The organism is Methylophaga sp. OBS1, from assembly GCF_026319365.1.
The window spans coordinates 115,683-132,740 of sequence record NZ_JAPDMS010000001.1; the positions used below are offsets into that span (position 1 = coordinate 115,683).

At 51.4% G+C, this 17,058-nt stretch carries 13 protein-coding genes and 5 tRNA genes; 13 read left to right on the forward strand and 5 right to left on the reverse strand.

The window, feature by feature from the left end:
* Positions 1-70 precede the first annotated feature (70 nt).
* Positions 71-1,201 (forward strand): LPS export ABC transporter permease LptF, encoded by a 1,131-nt coding sequence (gene lptF / locus OMQ46_RS00540; RefSeq protein ID WP_266234946.1) that lies wholly within the window; start codon positions 71-73, stop codon positions 1,199-1,201.
* Complete coding sequence (lptG, locus tag OMQ46_RS00545; RefSeq protein ID WP_266234948.1) at positions 1,202-2,266, forward strand: LPS export ABC transporter permease LptG; 1,065 nt, start codon at positions 1,202-1,204, stop codon at positions 2,264-2,266.
* A 13-nt stretch (positions 2,267-2,279) separates the two neighbouring features.
* Here the strand turns inward: lptG and OMQ46_RS00550 are convergent.
* The 3 genes from OMQ46_RS00550 to OMQ46_RS00560 all read right to left on the reverse strand — a co-directional run bounded on the left by OMQ46_RS00550 (position 2,280) and on the right by OMQ46_RS00560 (position 2,585).
* Positions 2,280-2,355, reverse strand: a tRNA-Glu gene (locus tag OMQ46_RS00550).
* A 55-nt stretch (positions 2,356-2,410) separates the two neighbouring features.
* Positions 2,411-2,486: transfer RNA gene (locus OMQ46_RS00555), tRNA-Glu, on the reverse strand.
* 23 nt (positions 2,487-2,509) lie between these two features.
* Positions 2,510-2,585 (reverse strand) — tRNA-Ala (locus OMQ46_RS00560).
* A 286-nt stretch (positions 2,586-2,871) separates the two neighbouring features.
* Between OMQ46_RS00560 and OMQ46_RS00565 the strand changes: the two genes are divergently transcribed.
* The 8 genes from OMQ46_RS00565 to OMQ46_RS00600 all read left to right on the forward strand — a co-directional run bounded on the left by OMQ46_RS00565 (position 2,872) and on the right by OMQ46_RS00600 (position 10,901).
* Complete coding sequence (locus OMQ46_RS00565) at positions 2,872-5,115, forward strand: LPS-assembly protein LptD (protein WP_266234950.1); 2,244 nt, start codon at positions 2,872-2,874, stop codon at positions 5,113-5,115.
* A 59-nt stretch (positions 5,116-5,174) separates the two neighbouring features.
* Positions 5,175-6,464: a peptidylprolyl isomerase gene (locus OMQ46_RS00570; RefSeq protein WP_266234951.1), complete on the forward strand. Its 1,290-nt coding sequence runs from the start codon at positions 5,175-5,177 to the stop codon at positions 6,462-6,464.
* A complete protein-coding gene (gene pdxA, locus OMQ46_RS00575) occupies positions 6,464-7,462 on the forward strand; it encodes a 4-hydroxythreonine-4-phosphate dehydrogenase PdxA (protein WP_266234952.1) in 999 nt (332 codons plus the stop codon). Before OMQ46_RS00570 ends, pdxA begins: the two co-directional genes overlap by 1 nt.
* Before the next feature lies 1 nt (position 7,463).
* Entirely contained in the window at positions 7,464-8,267 is an 804-nt protein-coding gene (rsmA, locus tag OMQ46_RS00580) for a 16S rRNA (adenine(1518)-N(6)/adenine(1519)-N(6))-dimethyltransferase RsmA (RefSeq protein ID WP_266234953.1), read from the forward strand.
* A gap of 210 nt (positions 8,268-8,477) precedes the next feature.
* Positions 8,478-8,750, forward strand: coding sequence for an HU family DNA-binding protein (locus OMQ46_RS00585; RefSeq protein WP_266234955.1), 273 nt, complete (start codon positions 8,478-8,480; stop codon positions 8,748-8,750).
* Positions 8,751-8,762: 12 nt separating this feature from the next.
* Positions 8,763-8,838 (forward strand) — tRNA-Val (locus OMQ46_RS00590).
* A gap of 9 nt (positions 8,839-8,847) precedes the next feature.
* A tRNA-Asp gene (locus tag OMQ46_RS00595) sits at positions 8,848-8,924 on the forward strand.
* Positions 8,925-9,017: 93 nt separating this feature from the next.
* Positions 9,018-10,901, forward strand: coding sequence for a SurA N-terminal domain-containing protein (locus OMQ46_RS00600; RefSeq protein WP_266234957.1), 1,884 nt, complete (start codon positions 9,018-9,020; stop codon positions 10,899-10,901).
* 40 nt (positions 10,902-10,941) lie between these two features.
* On the opposite strand, the gene OMQ46_RS00605 is transcribed toward OMQ46_RS00600, so the two are convergent.
* A complete protein-coding gene (locus OMQ46_RS00605) occupies positions 10,942-12,144 on the reverse strand; it encodes a dicarboxylate/amino acid:cation symporter (protein ID WP_266234958.1) in 1,203 nt (400 codons plus the stop codon).
* Positions 12,145-12,219: 75 nt separating this feature from the next.
* Complete coding sequence (locus OMQ46_RS00610; RefSeq protein WP_266234960.1) at positions 12,220-13,008, reverse strand: enoyl-ACP reductase FabI; 789 nt, start codon at positions 13,006-13,008, stop codon at positions 12,220-12,222.
* 129 nt (positions 13,009-13,137) lie between these two features.
* On the opposite strand from OMQ46_RS00610, the gene OMQ46_RS00615 reads away from it, so the two are divergent.
* The 3 genes from OMQ46_RS00615 to OMQ46_RS00625 all read left to right on the forward strand — a co-directional run bounded on the left by OMQ46_RS00615 (position 13,138) and on the right by OMQ46_RS00625 (position 17,051).
* Positions 13,138-15,288, forward strand: coding sequence for an ABC transporter substrate-binding protein (locus OMQ46_RS00615; protein ID WP_266234962.1), 2,151 nt, complete (start codon positions 13,138-13,140; stop codon positions 15,286-15,288).
* A gap of 84 nt (positions 15,289-15,372) precedes the next feature.
* Positions 15,373-16,140 (forward strand): flagellar motor protein PomA, encoded by a 768-nt coding sequence (gene pomA, locus OMQ46_RS00620; RefSeq protein WP_266234963.1) that lies wholly within the window; start codon positions 15,373-15,375, stop codon positions 16,138-16,140.
* Positions 16,141-16,157: 17 nt separating this feature from the next.
* Complete coding sequence (locus OMQ46_RS00625; RefSeq protein ID WP_266234965.1) at positions 16,158-17,051, forward strand: flagellar motor protein MotB; 894 nt, start codon at positions 16,158-16,160, stop codon at positions 17,049-17,051.
* Positions 17,052-17,058: the final 7 nt, after the last annotated feature.

Genomic DNA, 17,058 nt, shown 5'->3' on the forward strand with positions numbered 1-17,058 from the left:
TTAGACTTCTTGAATTCGAAATTGATTGTGCCAAAAACAAACGTTTTATTCTAACCAAGACACGCCGTTAATGCTCAACGTTCCGCACCCGATATCTTCCTGGCTGACCATCATCGATCGCTATTTGCTCAGGGAGTTTGTGATTAACCTGGTCGCTGTGACCGGCGTGCTTTGGCTGATCTATATTTCAACCCGCTTTGCCCGCTATCTCGCAGATGCCGCGGTAGGTAACATGCCAGCCGATGTGATTTTCAGCCTGCTTGGCCTGAGTTCGCTGGGAGCGTTGTCGATTCTGTTGCCGATAGGCGCTTTTCTCGCTGTCATGCTGTCACTGGGGCGGATGAGTTCCGATAATGAACTCACCGTCATGTCGGCCTGTGGCATCTCCAATCTGCGCATCATGCGCAATGTGCTGCTGTTTGCCGGTACCATTGCAGTCATTGTCGCCGTGCTGTCATTGTTCGTGGTGCCCGGCGTGTTGTCTGAACGCTATGAATTACAGGAAAAGGCCAAGATTTCCGCGAATACGACGGGCTTGATTGCGGGCAGTTTCAAGGAAAGTGAAGGCGGCGACTGGACCTTTTATTCGCAGGGGCTCAGCGCCAATAAGCAGTTTATGGAAAATGTCTTCATTGAGATTGATCGTGAGGACAAGCCACTGATATTTCGCTCCGAAACCGGCCACTTCGAAATTGATTCGCAAACCGGGGATAAATTCCTGGTCCTGGAAGAGGGCTACCGCTATGAGGGCAGAGCGGGGGATCAGGATTTCACTATCGCGCAGTTCGGCAGCCACAGTCTGTTGATAGAAAAAGGACAGGAAGGCGAGGTGCGTGAACGTCACAAGGCGATGGCCACGTCAGACCTGCTGGCACGGGGCGAACCGCGTGATCTTGCAGAAGTTCAGTGGCGTACAGCTGCGGCCCTGATGACGCTGCTGCTGTGCCTGTTGGCGATTCCGCTGGCCAATGCCGGTCCCCGTCAGGGACGTTATGCCGGATTTGTCCCAGCGGTGCTGATCTACATCATTTACAGCAATCTGCTGGGCGTCAATCGTGCCTGGGTCGCCAAGGGGGACATTCCCGTCTGGCTCGGTGGCGTCTGGGTGCATGTATTAATGCTGGTGGTGCTGTTGCTGCTGTTGAACCGTCAGACCCTGCGTCGTTTTCTTTCCCGCTATCAACAAAAACAAAGTTCATAAATGCGCATACTGTCTAAATACATTGCCAAAAACATTATTGCCAGCACCGCCCTGGTGCTGCTGGTATTGCTGGCGTTGTATACCTTTATGGACTTTATTACTGAACTCGATGATCTGGGCGAGGGCGACTACGGCATCGGCAGTATCCTCAGCTATATTGCATTGACGATGCCCAAGCGGATTTATGAATTACTGCCGGTGGCAGCCTTGCTGGGCAGTGTGATTGGCCTGGGTAATCTCGCCAGCCAGAGCGAGCTGGTGGCGATGCGGGCCGCGGGTTATTCGATTGCCGATATCAATAAAGCTGTCGTGGTGGTGGCAGCCATACTGATGCTGGTGGCTTTGGTCATTGGTGAAGGGCTTCGACCGATTACTGAACAATATGCCAGACAGTTACAGTCGGTGGCGCAGACCGGCACGGTGGGAACACGCTCCGAACATGGTTTCTGGACCCGTGACGGTAACCATTTCAATCACATTGACAGAATTAATGCCGACGGCAGTTTTTCCAATGTGGCGATCTATGAGTTTGATGACAATCACCGGCTGCGGATCCTGACCCGGGCTGTCAAAGCAGAATATCAGGATGAAAGCTGGATCTTAACCGATGTCGTCCAGAGTACGATTAATGAGGCAGGGGTCAAGGTCCGGTCTGTCACGCACGCCCGCTGGCAATCCCAGCTCAATCCGGGCATGGTCAATATCGTGGTGGTGCCGCCTGAATTCTTACCGGTGTGGGACTTGTTGGAATATGTGACCTATCTGAAAGACAATCATCAGTCGGTGGCCCAGTATGAGCTGGCTTTCTGGAGTAAATTGATGATGCCGGTGAGTGCGGCGGTGATGGTGCTGCTGGCCGTGCCGTTTGTATTTGGACCACTGCGTTCAGCGCCGATAGGGGGCCGGATTCTGGCCGGTGCTTTGCTCGGAATCGGCTTTCACCTTTTTAACCAGAGCTTTCAGCACATGGGGCTGGTGTTCGGTTTGTTGCCGTGGCTGGCATCGTCGTTTCCGACTATGCTGTTTGCCGCACTGGCTTTGTGGATGAACAAGCGGGTAAGGTAAAACAGAATAAAGATGGCGTCCCCAAGGGGATTCGAACCCCTGTTACCGCCGTGAAAGGGCGGTGTCCTAGGCCTCTAGACGATGGGGACCCAGGTCTTTAAATTGTCTCAAAAGAAAAGGGTCTGATTGTTCAGACCCTCAATTTGGCGTCCCCAAGGGGATTCGAACCCCTGTTACCGCCGTGAAAGGGCGGTGTCCTAGGCCTCTAGACGATGGGGACCTAAAACTTTTCTTTCGAGTTATTGGTGGAGCTAGGCGGGATCGAACCGCCGACCTCCTGCATGCCATGCAGGCGCTCTCCCAGCTGAGCTATAGCCCCCGAAAGGAAGCGCATACTATAGGGACTGAAGCCCGCTCTGTCAACACATCATGACAAAATTATTTTATCCCCTCAGCGGATTCAGCGTGCCTGATGAACGGCCTGAAAATCACTCACCAGCAGGCCTTAAAGCTAAGTCTTTGAGCAGATGGGATTATCCGCTTCAGCGTGGCTGATAGCGACGGAACTAATTTGCTGATTACTTATATATATGCGATAAATTGAGCGTTATTTTTCATTCGGTCAGGACGTTAATCATGGCTGGGTCAGCAGCTTGAGGATGAACATGCGCAAATTAAAGCTTCTCTCTACCTTATTACTGTCCTGCATTACCGGGACGGTTGCGGCCCAACAGGAACAGGGACTCAGTTGCCACTTTGGTTACGAGGATCTATTCCTGCCGGCATCGGAGGTAGATTCGGAGCAGAGCCCGGTTGATGTCAAAGCCAATGATGTGCAGTTACTGCAGAGCGGTACCTCGGTGTTCTCCGGCGATGTCGATATCACCCGCGCCGGTCAGCAACTGAGCGCAGAGCGCGCCACGTATAATCGTGCCAGTGGTGATGTTACCGCCAGCGGCGATGTCAGACTGCGTGATAGTGAAATTATCATTGATTCCCAGCAGGCTGAATGGTCGATGCAAAAAGATGAGGGCAGAATGCTGGATGCCCAGTATCGAATCCGTCAGATGCATGCCCGTGGGCAGGCCAGTCACCTGTTGCGTAAAGGCAAAGCCAGCACAGATTTGAAAAACGCCAGCTATACCACTTGTCCGGAAGGGGATAATGCCTGGTTGCTGGATGCCGATGAAGTCCACCTGGACCATGTGTCCGGTGTCGGGGAAGCCGAAGACGTGGTGGTTCGCGTGGGCGGTATCCCCATATTCTATACGCCTTACATCAACTTCCCGCTCAATGATAAGCGTAAGTCGGGTTTCCTGCCGCCTTCAGTAGGCAACAGTGATGAGACCGGTTTCGATGTCATGACACCCTATTACTGGAACATTGCGCCTAATATGGATGCCACTTTGACGCCGCGATATATGAGTGATCGTGGGTTGATGCTGGGCGGGCAGTTCCGTTACTTATCAGAGTGGGGAGAGGGTGAGATCGAGGCCAACTTCCTTGATTCAGACGATCTCAAAAATAGTGGTGAAGATCTGAATCCATATTACCAGGAGGATCGTGAGTTATTTACCTGGCAGCACCGTTCTTATCTGCCCAACCGCTGGCGTGCGATTGTCGATTATAACTATGTCTCGGATGAGAATTATTTCGAGGATTTTGGCTCCAGTCTGAGTCTGTCCAGTCGAACTCACCTGAACCGCCTGGTTGAGACCGGTTATGTGGGGGATGTCTGGAACTTTACTGCTCGCATGCAGGGCTATCAGACCCTGTCAGATGTACCTGAACAATATAAACGACTGCCTCAGCTACTATTGAGCGGTTACCTGCCTGACCAGGCGCTGGGCCTGACCTATGAATTTGATGCGGAGTATGTGGAGTTTGATCACAATGACCGGGTCGAAGGTCAGCGTATTAATTTCGAACCGGCTGTCAGTATGCCGATGGGTAACTCAGCCTTTTTTGCCACGCCCAGACTGGCGTTTAACCATACCCGCTACAATCTCAAAAGCGATGATCTGAATCAGTTTGATGATGATGCATCACGTTCTCTGCCTATAGCCAGTTTTGATACCGGGCTGTTTTTCGAGCGTGAGCTGAACATCGGCAAGGGCAATTTTTTACAGACACTGGAGCCCCGGGCTTTCTATCTTTATATACCCGAGCGAGATCAATCGGATATTCCCGACTTTGACACCAGTCTGTCCACATTTAACATGATCCGGCTTTTCTCCTATGACCGCTTTATTGGTGGCGATCGTATCGGTGATGCCAATCAGCTCTCGCTCGCTGTGACTTCGAGAATCATCAATCAGGAAACCGGTGATGAAAATCTGAGGTTGACGCTGGGACAGATTCGCTATTTTGATGATCGCAATGTAACCCTGCCCAATGGTATTGAAAATAGTGATGCTGATTCAGATATGATTGCAGAAGCTGTGGCATTCATTAATGACGAATGGTCAGTCAGTGGTGAAATCCAGTGGGATCCGGGCGAAACCGAATCCAATATGTCCTCGGTGGGACTGCGCTATCGCGGTGATAAGGGCGGTATTTTCAACATCTCTCATCGTTACCGTCGTGATGGTGCGGATATTACCCGCCTGGAAGGTCTGGAACAGGTCGACATTTCAGCCCAGGTGCCGGTCTCAGATCGCTGGCAGCTGTTTGGTCGCTGGTACCGTTCCATCGATCAGGGTAAAACGCTGGAAGCCCTGGCCGGCTTACAATACGACAGTTGTTGCTGGGCCACGCGTCTGGCAATACGTAACTACGTCAATGATGCCTTTGACGATGACCGCAATCTGGCCATTTATTTCCAGGTTGAGCTGAAAGGCCTGGGCGCCTTTGGTAAAAAATCTGACAGCTTGCTGGAGACCAGTATTCGCGGTTATCAGGCAGACTGAACCCCGTTAGAGTCAAAGCCGTGACACACAGCTTGAACTGATCCTTATATAATGCCCGCGTGAATTTTGGAGTAATAATTTTGATGAAGTTTTTGATTGCCGCGTTATTGGTGGCCAGCAATGTTTGGGCTGCACCGCTGGACCGCATCATTGCCGTTGTTAATGATGAAGTGATTCTGGAAAGCGAGTTGATGGACATGCAGCAGACAGTAAGGCAGCAAATACGTCAGCGTCAGGCTGCGATCCCGCCCAGCGATGTGCTGCGTGACCAGGTATTGGAAAGACTGATTATGCAACGCCTTCAATTGCAGCGTGCTGAACAAGTGGGCGTCAGGGTAGGCGATGATGCATTAAACGCGGCACTGCGTCAGATTGCCGACAACAACAATATGAATCTCAGACAGTTTCGTGATGTTCTTGAAGAAGACGGTTACGACTTCAGTCAGTTCCGTGAAACGATTCGTGAAGAGATGATTATCAGCCGACTGCGTAAAGGTCAGGTGGAGGACCGTGTTGTTGTTTCTGATCGGGAAGTGGATAACTTCCTGTCGACGCAGAGTGTGCAGAGTGGCAACAGTGACATTGAATACCAGTTGCAGCACATCCTGATTAGTATGCCGGAAGCAGCATCACCGGAAGAAGTACAGGCGGCGCAGGAACAACTGGAAAAGATTCAGGGTTTATTGGCCGAAGGCGGTGACTTCGGTCAGGTCGCAGCGGGTTACTCCGATGGTCAGAATGCACTGGAAGGGGGAGAACTGGGATGGCGTAAACAAGGTGAACTGCCTTCACTATTCGCTGACGTCGTTCCCAAGCTGTCTGTCGGCGAAGTGAGCGAACCGCTGCGCAGTGGCAGTGGCTTTCATCTGGTCCGGCTCAAGGACAAAAAGAGCGCTGAGACCCATCTGGTCAAACAGACCCTGGCCAGTCATATCCTGATTAAGACCAACGAACTCGTGACCGATGAAGAAGCAGAAGCACGTTTGAATCAACTGCGTGAACGTATTGCCAACGGTGAAGATTTTGCCGAACTGGCCCGTGCTCACTCTGAAGATACCGGTTCAGCCATTGAGGGCGGCAGCCTGGGCTGGGTCAGTCCCGGTGTAATGGTGCCGGAGTTCCAGGAAAAAATGGATGAACTTGCGATTGGTGAAATGAGCGATGTTTTCCAGAGTCGTTTTGGCTGGCATCTGATCAAAGTGGAAGACCGGCGTGAAGAAAACATGGCGGAAGAGTTCAAACGCAACAAAGCGCGCGAGCAAATCCGTCAACGCAAGATCGACGAAGAATTGGAAAGCTGGTTGCGGGCAATGCGTGATGAAGCCTATGTCGAATACCGTGATCTTTAATGGTGATAAGGCGTATAGCACTCACCAGTGGTGAACCTGCTGGCATAGGCCCTGACCTCGCTGTTCAACTGGCGCAGACCCGGCAACAGGCGCAATTGATTGTCCTGGCTGATCCGTCGCTGTTGCAGCAAAGAGCACAGCAGCTAAATCTGCCGTTAAAGCTGATTGAGGCCGATCTGAATCAGCCTGCGGCCATAGCCGAACCCGGAAGTCTGTACTACCTCCCTGTCCAGTTAAGTCAGCCGGTTACTGCCGGCGAGCTTAATCCAGCCAACAGCAGCTATGTGCTTGCCATGTTGCAGCTGGCACTCGATAAAAGCATCAGTGGTGAATTCGATGCGATTGTGACGGCGCCAGTTCATAAGGGCGTCATAAACGATGCCGGTCACAGCTTCAGTGGTCACACCGAGTTTTTTGCTGATGGTGCGGGTGTCGCTAAGGTGGTGATGATGCTGGCGACGGGTGATTTGAGAGTGGCACTGGCGACAACGCATTTACCGTTGGCAGCGGTGAGCGATGCTATCACCCGTGACAGCCTGCAGCAGATTCTGCATATTACCAATGACTCACTCAAGCGTCAGTTTGGTCTGAACAAGCCCCGAATCGCTGTTTGCGGGCTCAACCCCCATGCTGGTGAAGGCGGTCATCTGGGACATGAAGAAATAGACACCATACAGCCGGTCATTGATGCCTGTCAGTCTGAAGGGCTTGCAGTCAGCGGTGCCTGGCCGGCAGATACCATTTTCAATCAGGATAGGTTGAAAGACTATGATGTGGTGCTGGCGATGTTTCATGATCAAGGGCTACCGGTGCTCAAGCATCATGGCTTTGGTCGCGCTGTAAATGTGACGCTGGGCTTGCCCTTTATCCGTACCTCCGTTGATCACGGTACGGCACTTGATCTGGCTGCGACCGGTAAAGCGTCTGCATCCAGCCTGCAGGCCGCCATCGACATGGCGCTCGAAATGGCTGACAGCCAGCAATCCCAAGACAAATAATATGACTGAATCTCACTACCCTCGGGCGCGCAAACGTTTTGGCCAGAACTTTCTTCATGATCAGGCCATTATTGAAGCAATTATCGAGGTTATCAGCCCCGATAAGGGGGAACATCTGGTAGAAATTGGCCCTGGTCGCGGGGCGCTGACCAAACCACTGCTGAGCCGTTGTGACCATCTGGATGTGGTTGAACTGGATCGGGATCTGGTACCGTTGCTGAAACAGCAGTTCGCTGGCCAACCGCATCTGACAATTTATGAAGCTGATGCCCTTAAATTCGACTATCAACAACTGCAGCAGAATGATGAAAAGCTGCGGGTGATCGGTAACCTGCCTTATAACATTACAACCCCGCTGTTATTCCATCTTATCGAGCAATCCGCGTGTATTGAGGATATGTGCTTTATGCTGCAACGCGAAGTTGTTGAGCGCATCTGCGCTTCACCGGGTTCAAAGCAGTATGGTCGTTTGAGTATTATGCTGCAGCATCAATGCTACGCAGAGCAAATGTTCATCGTACCGCCTGAAGCCTTTGACCCCCCTCCCAAAGTCGAATCTGCGATTATTTATCTGCAACCTCTGTCACAAAAGAAAGGCGGCGATGTGGATAGGGATTGGCTGAATAAGCTGGTCACGGTCGCGTTTAGCCAGCGCCGCAAGACGATCGCTAACACATTGAAAAAACTACTATCTTTGGCTGACCTGGAGCAGGTGGGGGTCAAACCGGAACAACGTCCCGAGACAGTCACCATTGAACAATATGTGGCAATGGCGCGTCGCCTGGAACAGAAACAGGCAACCTGACAATATTCATGGCCTGAATCAGATTGTCAACCTTATGCCGAAGATTCCGGCTGAAGCCCGATAAAATCTATTTACAAACAGTGATCCGTTGTCTTGACACGCTAATTTTGCTGTAGTTAGATACACACAGTCCGGTCTCGCTGAGCCAGGTAGCAGCGAATCCGGCATTTGGACGACATAACGATCAATAACGATATGAGGAATTAAGCTGTGAATAAATCTGAACTCATCGATGCAGTTGCTGCAGCTGCAGACATCTCTAAAGCAAAAGCCGCCCAAGCTGTTGATGGCATGACATCAGCTGTCACTAAAGCGCTGAGCAAAGGCGACCAGGTCACGCTGGTTGGCTTCGGTACTTTCTCTGTTCGTGAGCGCGCTGCACGTACTGGCCGTAACCCACGTACCGGCGAAGAAATCAAAATCGCTGCGGCTAAAATTCCTGCTTTCAAAGCTGGTAAAGCACTCAAGGATGCTGTAAACTAGTCTTTTTTCTTGGGGTGCTTAGCTCAGCTGGGAGAGCATCGCCCTTACAAGGCGAGGGTCGGGGGTTCGATCCCCTCAGCACCCACCAGGAATTCTTGGAGCGGTAGTTCAGCTGGTTAGAATACCGGCCTGTCACGCCGGGGGTCGCGGGTTCGAGTCCCGTCCGCTCCGCCAAGTACGAAAAAGGGCGCATTTTATGCGCCTTTTTTTTTGCCTGATGGTTTAGACTATCCATTTTTATAACTACAGATATGAAGGTTTTCTTCCATGTTGCATTACATTCGTGATCGCGCCCAGGGATGGATTGCCTGGTTCATTGTCGGTCTGATTAGTATTCCGTTTGCTTTGTGGGGGGTAAACTCCTACATGACCGGTGCATCCGACGTTGTTGTCGCAGAAGTCAACGGCCATGAAATCAACCAGACAGAACTCCAGCAGTCCCTGCAGCAGTATCGTGACCAGATGCGTAACGTCCTGGGTGAACAGTTTGATCCGGCGATGTTTGAAGGGGCAGCTGTCAAACGGAACATTCTTGACGGCTTGATTGAACAGCGATTACTGCATGAGGCCAGTCAAAAGCTGGGACAAACAGTCAATGATGCCTCAGTCTCAGAAATGATCCGTTCCAACCCGGCGTTTCAGCGTGATGGCCAGTTTGACCCTGATTACTATGCGATGATGCTGGCCCGTGTGGGTTACAGTCCTGCCAGTTTTGAAGCCCAGCTCCGCAATGATTTGCTGACCCAGGAACTGACCCGGAATATTCAGCGCTCAGCTATCGTAACGCCGGTGCAACTGGATAGAGTGCTGGAACTGGAAAAGCAGCAACGTGAAATTGCTTACGGGGTGGTGCCGCTTCAGAACTATGTTGATAAAGTCAGCATCGATGATGAAGCTGTCCGTGCATACTATGACAACAACAAAACGGCATACACCGCACCCGAGCAGGTCAGAGTGAATTATGTTGAACTCAACATAGACAGTATTGCTGACACTATTACGGTTGATGAAGAAGCATTACAGCAATTCTATGTCGATAACGAATCTCAGTTTGTGGGACCCGAACAACGTCGTGTCAGTCACATCCTGATCGAAGGTGACGACGAACAGGCGCTCGCAGAGATTGAAAAGATTGCTGAGCGACTCCAACAGGGTGAAGATTTTGGAACGCTTGCCAAAGCTGAGTCGCAAGACACGGGTTCGGCAGCTCAAGGCGGCGACCTTGGCTATTTCGGCCCTGATGTGATGGAGCCTGCTTTCGAAGAAGCAGCTTTTGCACTGGAAAATGTGGGCGATATCAGTGAGCCGGTACAGACGGAGTTCGGTTATCACCTGATTAAATTGACCGGTGTGGAATCACCAGAAGTACAGGACTTCAGTGACGTCCGTACTGAAGTTGAGCAACGCTACCGCAGTCAACAGGCTGAAGCTCAATTTTATGATAAAGCTGAACAACTCGCTAACCTGAGTTTTGAAAACCCGGATAGCCTTGATGTGGCAGCCGAAGAACTCGGGCTTGAGATTCAAACTACGCCGCTGTTTACTCGCGGTGGTACCGAGTCAGGCATAAGCAGCGAAGCCAAAGTAGTAGAAGCCGCTTTCAGTGAGGATGTGCTGCAAAACGAACTGAACAGCGCTGTGATTGAGCTATCGGATACGCATCTTGTGGTGATCCATAAGAACAAACACATTCCAGAGAGTGTGTTGCCATTTGAATCTGTTAAACCTGCCATAGAACAACAGCTGTTATTTGATGAAGCCAGCCAGTTTGCCCGTGAAAAAGGTGAAGCCATCGTGGCTGAGTTGAAAACGGGTGCCGAGGCGCAGACGTTGTTGGAAAGCTGGCAGCCCGCAGCTTTTTATGGCCGTGACAGCGAGGCAGTCAGTCAACAGATTCTGCAACGCGCGTTTGAAATGCAAAAGCCTGAGTCTCAGGCCCAATACACCGGCTTTACAGCGGATAATGGCAATTACGTTGTGATCAAGCTGACTGATGTTCAAAACGGTCAGACTGCGGATGTTGAGGCTGAAGAAAGACAGTCCATACAAGAGCAGTTACAGCAAATGATGTCCAACGCTGAACTGCAGGCATTCATTGCCAGTCTGCGAGCAGACGCCGATATTGAGATTCGGGATAAAAGTCTGAGATAGATTTTAAGCAGACAGAAAAAAGCGCCTTCGGGCGCTTTTTTTATGTCAGCCTGGCAATAACGGCAGCACCGACACTGTCACCCCAGATATTGACGGTGGTGCGGAAACGATCCAGGAACCAGTCCACAGCCAGCAGCAGCGCGATACCTTCGAGTGGCAGCCCGACCGCAGTCAACACAATCACCATCGTTACCAGACCGGCTTCAGGGATGCCTGCAGCACCGATTGCAGCCAGTGTCGCAGTAATAAAGACAAGTCCCTGCTGCATCAGCGTGAGTTCGATGCCATAGGCCTGGGCGATAAACATGACCGCTGCCGCTTCGTATAAGGCGGTGCCATCCATATTGATAGTCGCCCCCAGAGGTAAAACAAATTTAACCGCTTTGGGACTGACCTTGTTTTCACGAGCACATTCCATGGTCAGCGGCAGGGTGGCTGAGGAACTGGCGGTACCAAAGCCCGTGACCAGTGCCCTGGCCATACCTAACAGGTAATCCATACCGCGGTGGGCGACAAAATAAAGGATACAAAATAATATAATTGCGTGAAGCAGCAGGCCGGTCAGTACCGTCACGACATGCATGCCTACCGCGCTGATTTCTGCCATAAACTGTTCGCCGCCCCCGGTACTTCCCAGGCGGGCGGCAATCAGCGCGAATATGCCAACCGGGGCAAAATGCATAATCCAGATTACCAGCTTCATCATGGCTTCATTGATACCATCGAATACCGCAAACACGGGTTTGGATCTATCACCGATAGTGGTGAGTGCCATCGCAAACAGGATGGCAAAGACGATGAGTGGCAATAACTCTGTCTGACTGGCAGCAGCAAACAGATTGGGGGAGATGAGTGACAGGAAGATATCACTGATACCCGTGTCCTGTTTCGACAGAATATGTTCCGGCACAGCAGTCTGTGTCAGTTGAATGCCAGCGCCGGGTTGAATCCAGTTTACGACCAGAAGACCGACAAAAACCGCCAGTGCTGTGGTCGACAGATAGTAGACCATCGTATAGCCCCCCAGCTTCCCCAACTGCCGGATATCACCAAGACTGCCAATACCACTGACGACAGAGGCAATGATCAGGGGAATGATGGTCATCTTCAGCGCGTTGAGGAAAAGGCTGCCCAACCAAGCAACAGCCATGGCGGCTTCACCGGCATACCAGCCATAAAAAACGCCGATAACCGCACCGGCAATGATAAAGCCCAACAGAACCAGGGCATGAAAGTGCGACATTGGATTTCCCCGCGCTGAAAACAAAACAGGGCATATAAAATGCCCTGTCGTGAATATTAGCAGATTGCTGGCGTTCTACTTATCGCCGATGCCGACGATGTTGTAACCCGCATCCACATAAGTAATTTCGCCGGTGACCCCTGACGCCAGATCGGAGCAGAGGAAGGCAGCGACATTACCGACTTCTTCAATGGTGACGTTACGACGGAGCGGAGAGTTACGCTCACCATAAGCCAGCATTTTGCCGAAATCGCCGATACCGGCGGCCGCCAGGGTTTTGATAGGACCCGCAGAAACGGCGTTCACGCGAATGCCTTCTTCGCCCAGTGAGTAGGCCATGTAACGGACAGTCGCTTCCAGTGCGGCTTTAGCGACGCCCATGACGTTATAGTTATCAATCGCACGTTCAGCGCCCAGATAGCTCAGTGTCAGCATAGAACCGTTACGGTCAGCCATCATCGGTTTACCGGCCTTGGCCAGTGCAGCAAAGCTATAGGCACTGATATCGTTGGCCATGGAGAAACCCTCGCGGGTGACGCTGTCAACAAAGCTGCCCTGTAATTGTTCACGTGGCGCAAAGGCGACTGAATGAACGATGGTATCGAGACCATCCCAATGTTTGTTCAGATCGTCGAAGACCGCCTGAATCTGGTCATCGCTGCTGACATCGCAGGGAAAGACCATTGCCGGGTCGGCGCCACATTCTTCAGCAATTTTTTCAACGCGGGATTTGAGCTTGTCATTTTGATAGGTAAAGGCCAGTTCAGCCCCTTGTTTGGCCATGGCATGTGCAATGCCGGAGGCGATAGAGCGCGGGCTGGCAACGCCCACAATTAACACGCGTTTGCCTTGCAGGAAACCCATAAGTCTCTCCTAAACTGCGGATAAAGCGGGATAACTTACCTGATTTTATCACCAACGGGAAGGGCGACCGCGCAGTAAACTCGTGATAATCTTGGTCACACATCTGGTTCCAATTTTGACGTTGTGAGAATGAAACTGAGATATCTGCTGGTTTGTCTGTCGCTGCTTGTTGTGTCCGCCTGTGAATTCGGTGCGGTCAACTCACCCTACCCGGATCAGAATGCTGAGCTGGATACCCTCTATACTTCCTTTTCGCTTCGACCCAAACACCTTGACCCGGCCCGCTCATACAGTGCCAATGAAATCGCCATCACCGGTCAGATTTATGAGCCACCGTATCAGTATCATTATCTTAAACGTCCTTATCAGCTGGAGCCGCTGGTTGCAGATGCTATGCCGCAAGTGACTTATCTGGATGAAAATAACGAGCCGGTAGCAGAAGACAGTGACAATATTGCCTACAGTGTTTACACGATTCCGCTCAAAAGCGGGATCTATTACCAGCCTCATCCGGCATTTGTCCGCGATGAACAGGGTGATTTTCTGTATCACGCTTTGACGCAGGAACAACTTGACGAGGTCGAGAAGCTGGCTGATTTTGAACAAACTGATACGCGTGAGTTGAAAGCCGATGATTTTGTTTACCAAATCAAACGCCTGGCCCATCCCGAGATCCACTCGCCGATTCTGGGTCTGATGGGAGAACATATCGTCGGGCTCAACGATTTTGCTGACAAGCTTCGTGAACTCCGTCAGCAGGGGCGGCCTATCGACCTTCAAGCACTGGCACTTGAAGGGGTTAACGTCATTGATGACTATACTTACCAGATTAAGGTCTATGGCAAATATCCCCAGCTCCGCTTCTGGCTGGCGATGCCTTTTTTTGCCCCGATTCCCTGGGAAGCGGAACAATTCTACGCTCAGCCCGGACTGATCGATAAAAACATCACGATTGACTGGTATCCAGTCGGCACCGGTCCCTTCTACATGACGGAAAATGATCCCAACCGGCGAATGGTGCTCAGTAAAAATCCGAATTTCCATGGCGAGTTTTATCCCACGGAAGGCGACCCTGGCGATGCCGAAGCCGGTCTCCTGGATGATGCTGGCAAGCCACTGCCCCTTATTGACCAAATCGTTTTCACTCTGGAAAAGGAAAACACGTCCTACTGGGGTAAATTTATTCAGGGTTATTATGATGTCAGTGGCATCAGTTCCGACAGCTTTGATCAGGCTGTACAGGTGTCTTCTGCCGGTGAGTTCGGCCTCAGTGATGCAATGAAAGTGAAGGGCATACAACTGGAAACGGCTGTCGGCACCTCGACCTTCTATATGGGCTTCAACATGCTGGACCCGGTCGTAGGCGGTTATAGTGAGAAAGCGAAAAAGCTCAGACGCGCCATTTCCATCGCTATTGACCATGAGGAATATATATCGATATTTGCCAACGGTCGGGGCATACCGGCACAGGGGCCTGTGCCGCCGGGTATATTTGGTTACGTAGAGGGTGAAGCCGGCATCAACCCGTATGTTTATGAATGGCAGGATGGAGAGGCGGTGAGAAAGTCTCTTGATGAGGCAAAAAAACTGCTGGCCGAGGCAGGCTATCCCAGAGGGCGTGATGCCGAGACCGGTGAGCCGTTAGTCCTCTATTTCGATGTGCCGGCCAGTGGCCCCGATAGTAAAGCGCAACTGGACTGGTTACGTAAACAGTTCCGCAAACTCAACGTGCAGTTGGTGATCCGCAGCACCGACTACAACCGTTTTCAGGATAAAATGCGTCGTGGTCGCGCCCAGATTTTCCAGTGGGGCTGGAATGCGGATTATCCTGATCCTGAGAACTTCCTGTTTCTACTCTATGGCCCAAACGGTAAAGTTGAGACGAAAGGGGAAAATGCAGCCAACTACAAAAATGAAGCCTTTGATAAGCTGTTTGAGTCAATGCGGGTGATGCCCAACAGTGATGAGCGATTAAAGATTATTCAGCGCATGGCCGATATCGCTCGAGAGGATGCACCGTGGGTGTGGGGATTTCACCCTAAAATGTTTACGCTCTATCATGCATGGAATCACAACATCAAGCCTAACCTGATGGCCAATAACACCCTGAAATACCGCCGTCTGGATACAGAACTGCGGCAACAATTACAGGATGAATGGAACAGGCCGACAGTATGGCCATTGCTGTTGTTGCTGTTGGGCTTGTTGATCGTGATATTGCCCGCTGTGATGGTTTACCGTCATAAAAAGCATAAAAAACATTCAATTCCATCTGCTTGAGCAGCAGATTTTTTGTGAACTGTTCGGTAAAATACCCGCTGAATTTATGCTGTTTCTGCCGGATGCTATAGAGGGAGTTTAAGAGTGGATCTTGCTACGCTGCTGGGCCTTGTGACCGCCTGGGGATTGATTATCGCAACCATCGCACTGGGTGCGGCGGCTGGTACTTTTGTCAACATGCCCTCTTTGGCCATCGTTCTCGGCGGGACCTTTGCCGTGGTTTTGATGCGATTCACCCTGGGGCAGTTTATCGGTTCGATAAAAACGGCGACCAAAGCCTTTCTGCATAAATCCGAATCACCTCAGGCGATTATCGACAACGTCGTAGAGCTTGCCGGTATAGCCCGTAAAGAGGGCCTGCTGGCTCTGGAGCGCCAGGAAATCAGCAATCCGGTGCTTTCCAAGGGCATTATGATGCTGGTCGACGGTCACGAACCCGCGGTGGTAAAAAAGGCTTTGCTGACGGAGTTGAATGAAACGCTTAACCGCCACAGTGTCGGTCAGCAGATTTTCAAAGCGATGGGGGATGCGGCACCGGCAATGGGTATGATCGGGACGCTGGTGGGGCTGGTTCAAATGCTGAGCAACATGTCTGACCCCAAGTCGATTGGTCCTGCAATGGCTGTGGCACTGCTGACCACCCTCTACGGCGCCATGCTCGCCAATATGTTTGCTCTGCCTATCGCCGACAAGCTGTCATTGCGAAGTAGTGAAGAGCTGATGAACAAAAACATCATTATCGAGAGTGTGCTCGGCATTCAGGAAGGCCAGAACCCCAAAATTCTGGGTGAGATTCTGAAAAACTTCCTGCCCGCCTCCAAGCGTGACAGCGAAGAAGAAGCCGCAGCCTGACGCAGCGGTCTTAGTCTATGAGCGAGAATCCGAACAGAGCCAAACGCGACGCGGAAGGCTTACCCGCCTATATGGCGACCTTTGCCGACCTGATGTCACTGCTGATGTGCTTCTTTGTGTTGCTGCTGTCCTTCGCTGAAATTGATGCGTTGAAATACAAGATGGTGGTCAAATCACTGGAAAATGCATTTGGTGTTCAACGTGAGGTTCCCAAAGATGAAATTCCTGAGGGTACCAGCATCATTGCACAGGAGTTCAGTCCGGGGGAACCTAAACCGACTCCCCTGAAAGTGGTCAGACAGGATACAATGGACGAAACTCGCGAACAGCTCAAGGTCACTGCGGATGCCGAACAGCTGGCTCAACAGCAGGTCAAGGAAGTGGCTGAAGAGACCCAGGAATTCAGGGAAGCCTTGGAGCAGGAGATCCAGGATGGATTGATTGTCGTAGAGAGCCAGTTCAGTCGTATCGTGATCCGAATCAGAGAAAAAGGATCCTTTCCCTCAGGTGATGCGCGACTGAATCCAGGATTTGTCCCGATCCTGCGCAAGATTCACGATGTGTTACTGACGACGGATGGTCGCATTGCCGTGGCAGGGCACACGGACAATGTGCCGATTAATACCCCGCGATATCGTTCCAACTGGGAATTGTCCACATCGCGGGCCACATCGGTGGTGCATGAGTTACTGGCCCCCGGTCAGATACCCGCTGAGCGTTTCGTGTTGGAAGGCTACGCGGATACCAAGCCTCTGGTGCCTAATGACACCACGGAAAACCGGGCTCAAAACCGCCGGGTAGAGATTATTGTCCTCAAATCAGCCGTTGAGGAGGAACTGACTCGATCTATTGACGAACTGATGCAGGACCACGAATCCGTCGATAGTGAAATCAGCCCGCTATACCAATAACAGGAGT

What these genes read in the sequence shown, in the direction of transcription:
- lptF (WP_266234946.1), top strand. Translation starts at nt 71, where the DNA reads ATGCTCAACGTTCCGCACCCGATATCTTCCTGGCTGACCATCATCGAT.
- lptG (WP_266234948.1), top strand. Translation starts at nt 1,202, where the DNA reads ATGCGCATACTGTCTAAATACATTGCCAAAAACATTATTGCCAGCACC.
- OMQ46_RS00565 (WP_266234950.1), top strand. Translation starts at nt 2,872, where the DNA reads ATGCGCAAATTAAAGCTTCTCTCTACCTTATTACTGTCCTGCATTACC.
- pdxA (WP_266234952.1), top strand. Translation starts at nt 6,464, where the DNA reads ATGGTGATAAGGCGTATAGCACTCACCAGTGGTGAACCTGCTGGCATA.
- rsmA (WP_266234953.1), top strand. Translation starts at nt 7,464, where the DNA reads ATGACTGAATCTCACTACCCTCGGGCGCGCAAACGTTTTGGCCAGAAC.
- OMQ46_RS00600 (WP_266234957.1), top strand. Translation starts at nt 9,018, where the DNA reads ATGTTGCATTACATTCGTGATCGCGCCCAGGGATGGATTGCCTGGTTC.
- OMQ46_RS00605 (WP_266234958.1), bottom strand. Translation starts at nt 12,144, where the DNA reads ATGTCGCACTTTCATGCCCTGGTTCTGTTGGGCTTTATCATTGCCGGT.
- OMQ46_RS00610 (WP_266234960.1), bottom strand. Translation starts at nt 13,008, where the DNA reads ATGGGTTTCCTGCAAGGCAAACGCGTGTTAATTGTGGGCGTTGCCAGC.
- OMQ46_RS00615 (WP_266234962.1), top strand. Translation starts at nt 13,138, where the DNA reads ATGAAACTGAGATATCTGCTGGTTTGTCTGTCGCTGCTTGTTGTGTCC.
- OMQ46_RS00625 (WP_266234965.1), top strand. Translation starts at nt 16,158, where the DNA reads ATGAGCGAGAATCCGAACAGAGCCAAACGCGACGCGGAAGGCTTACCC.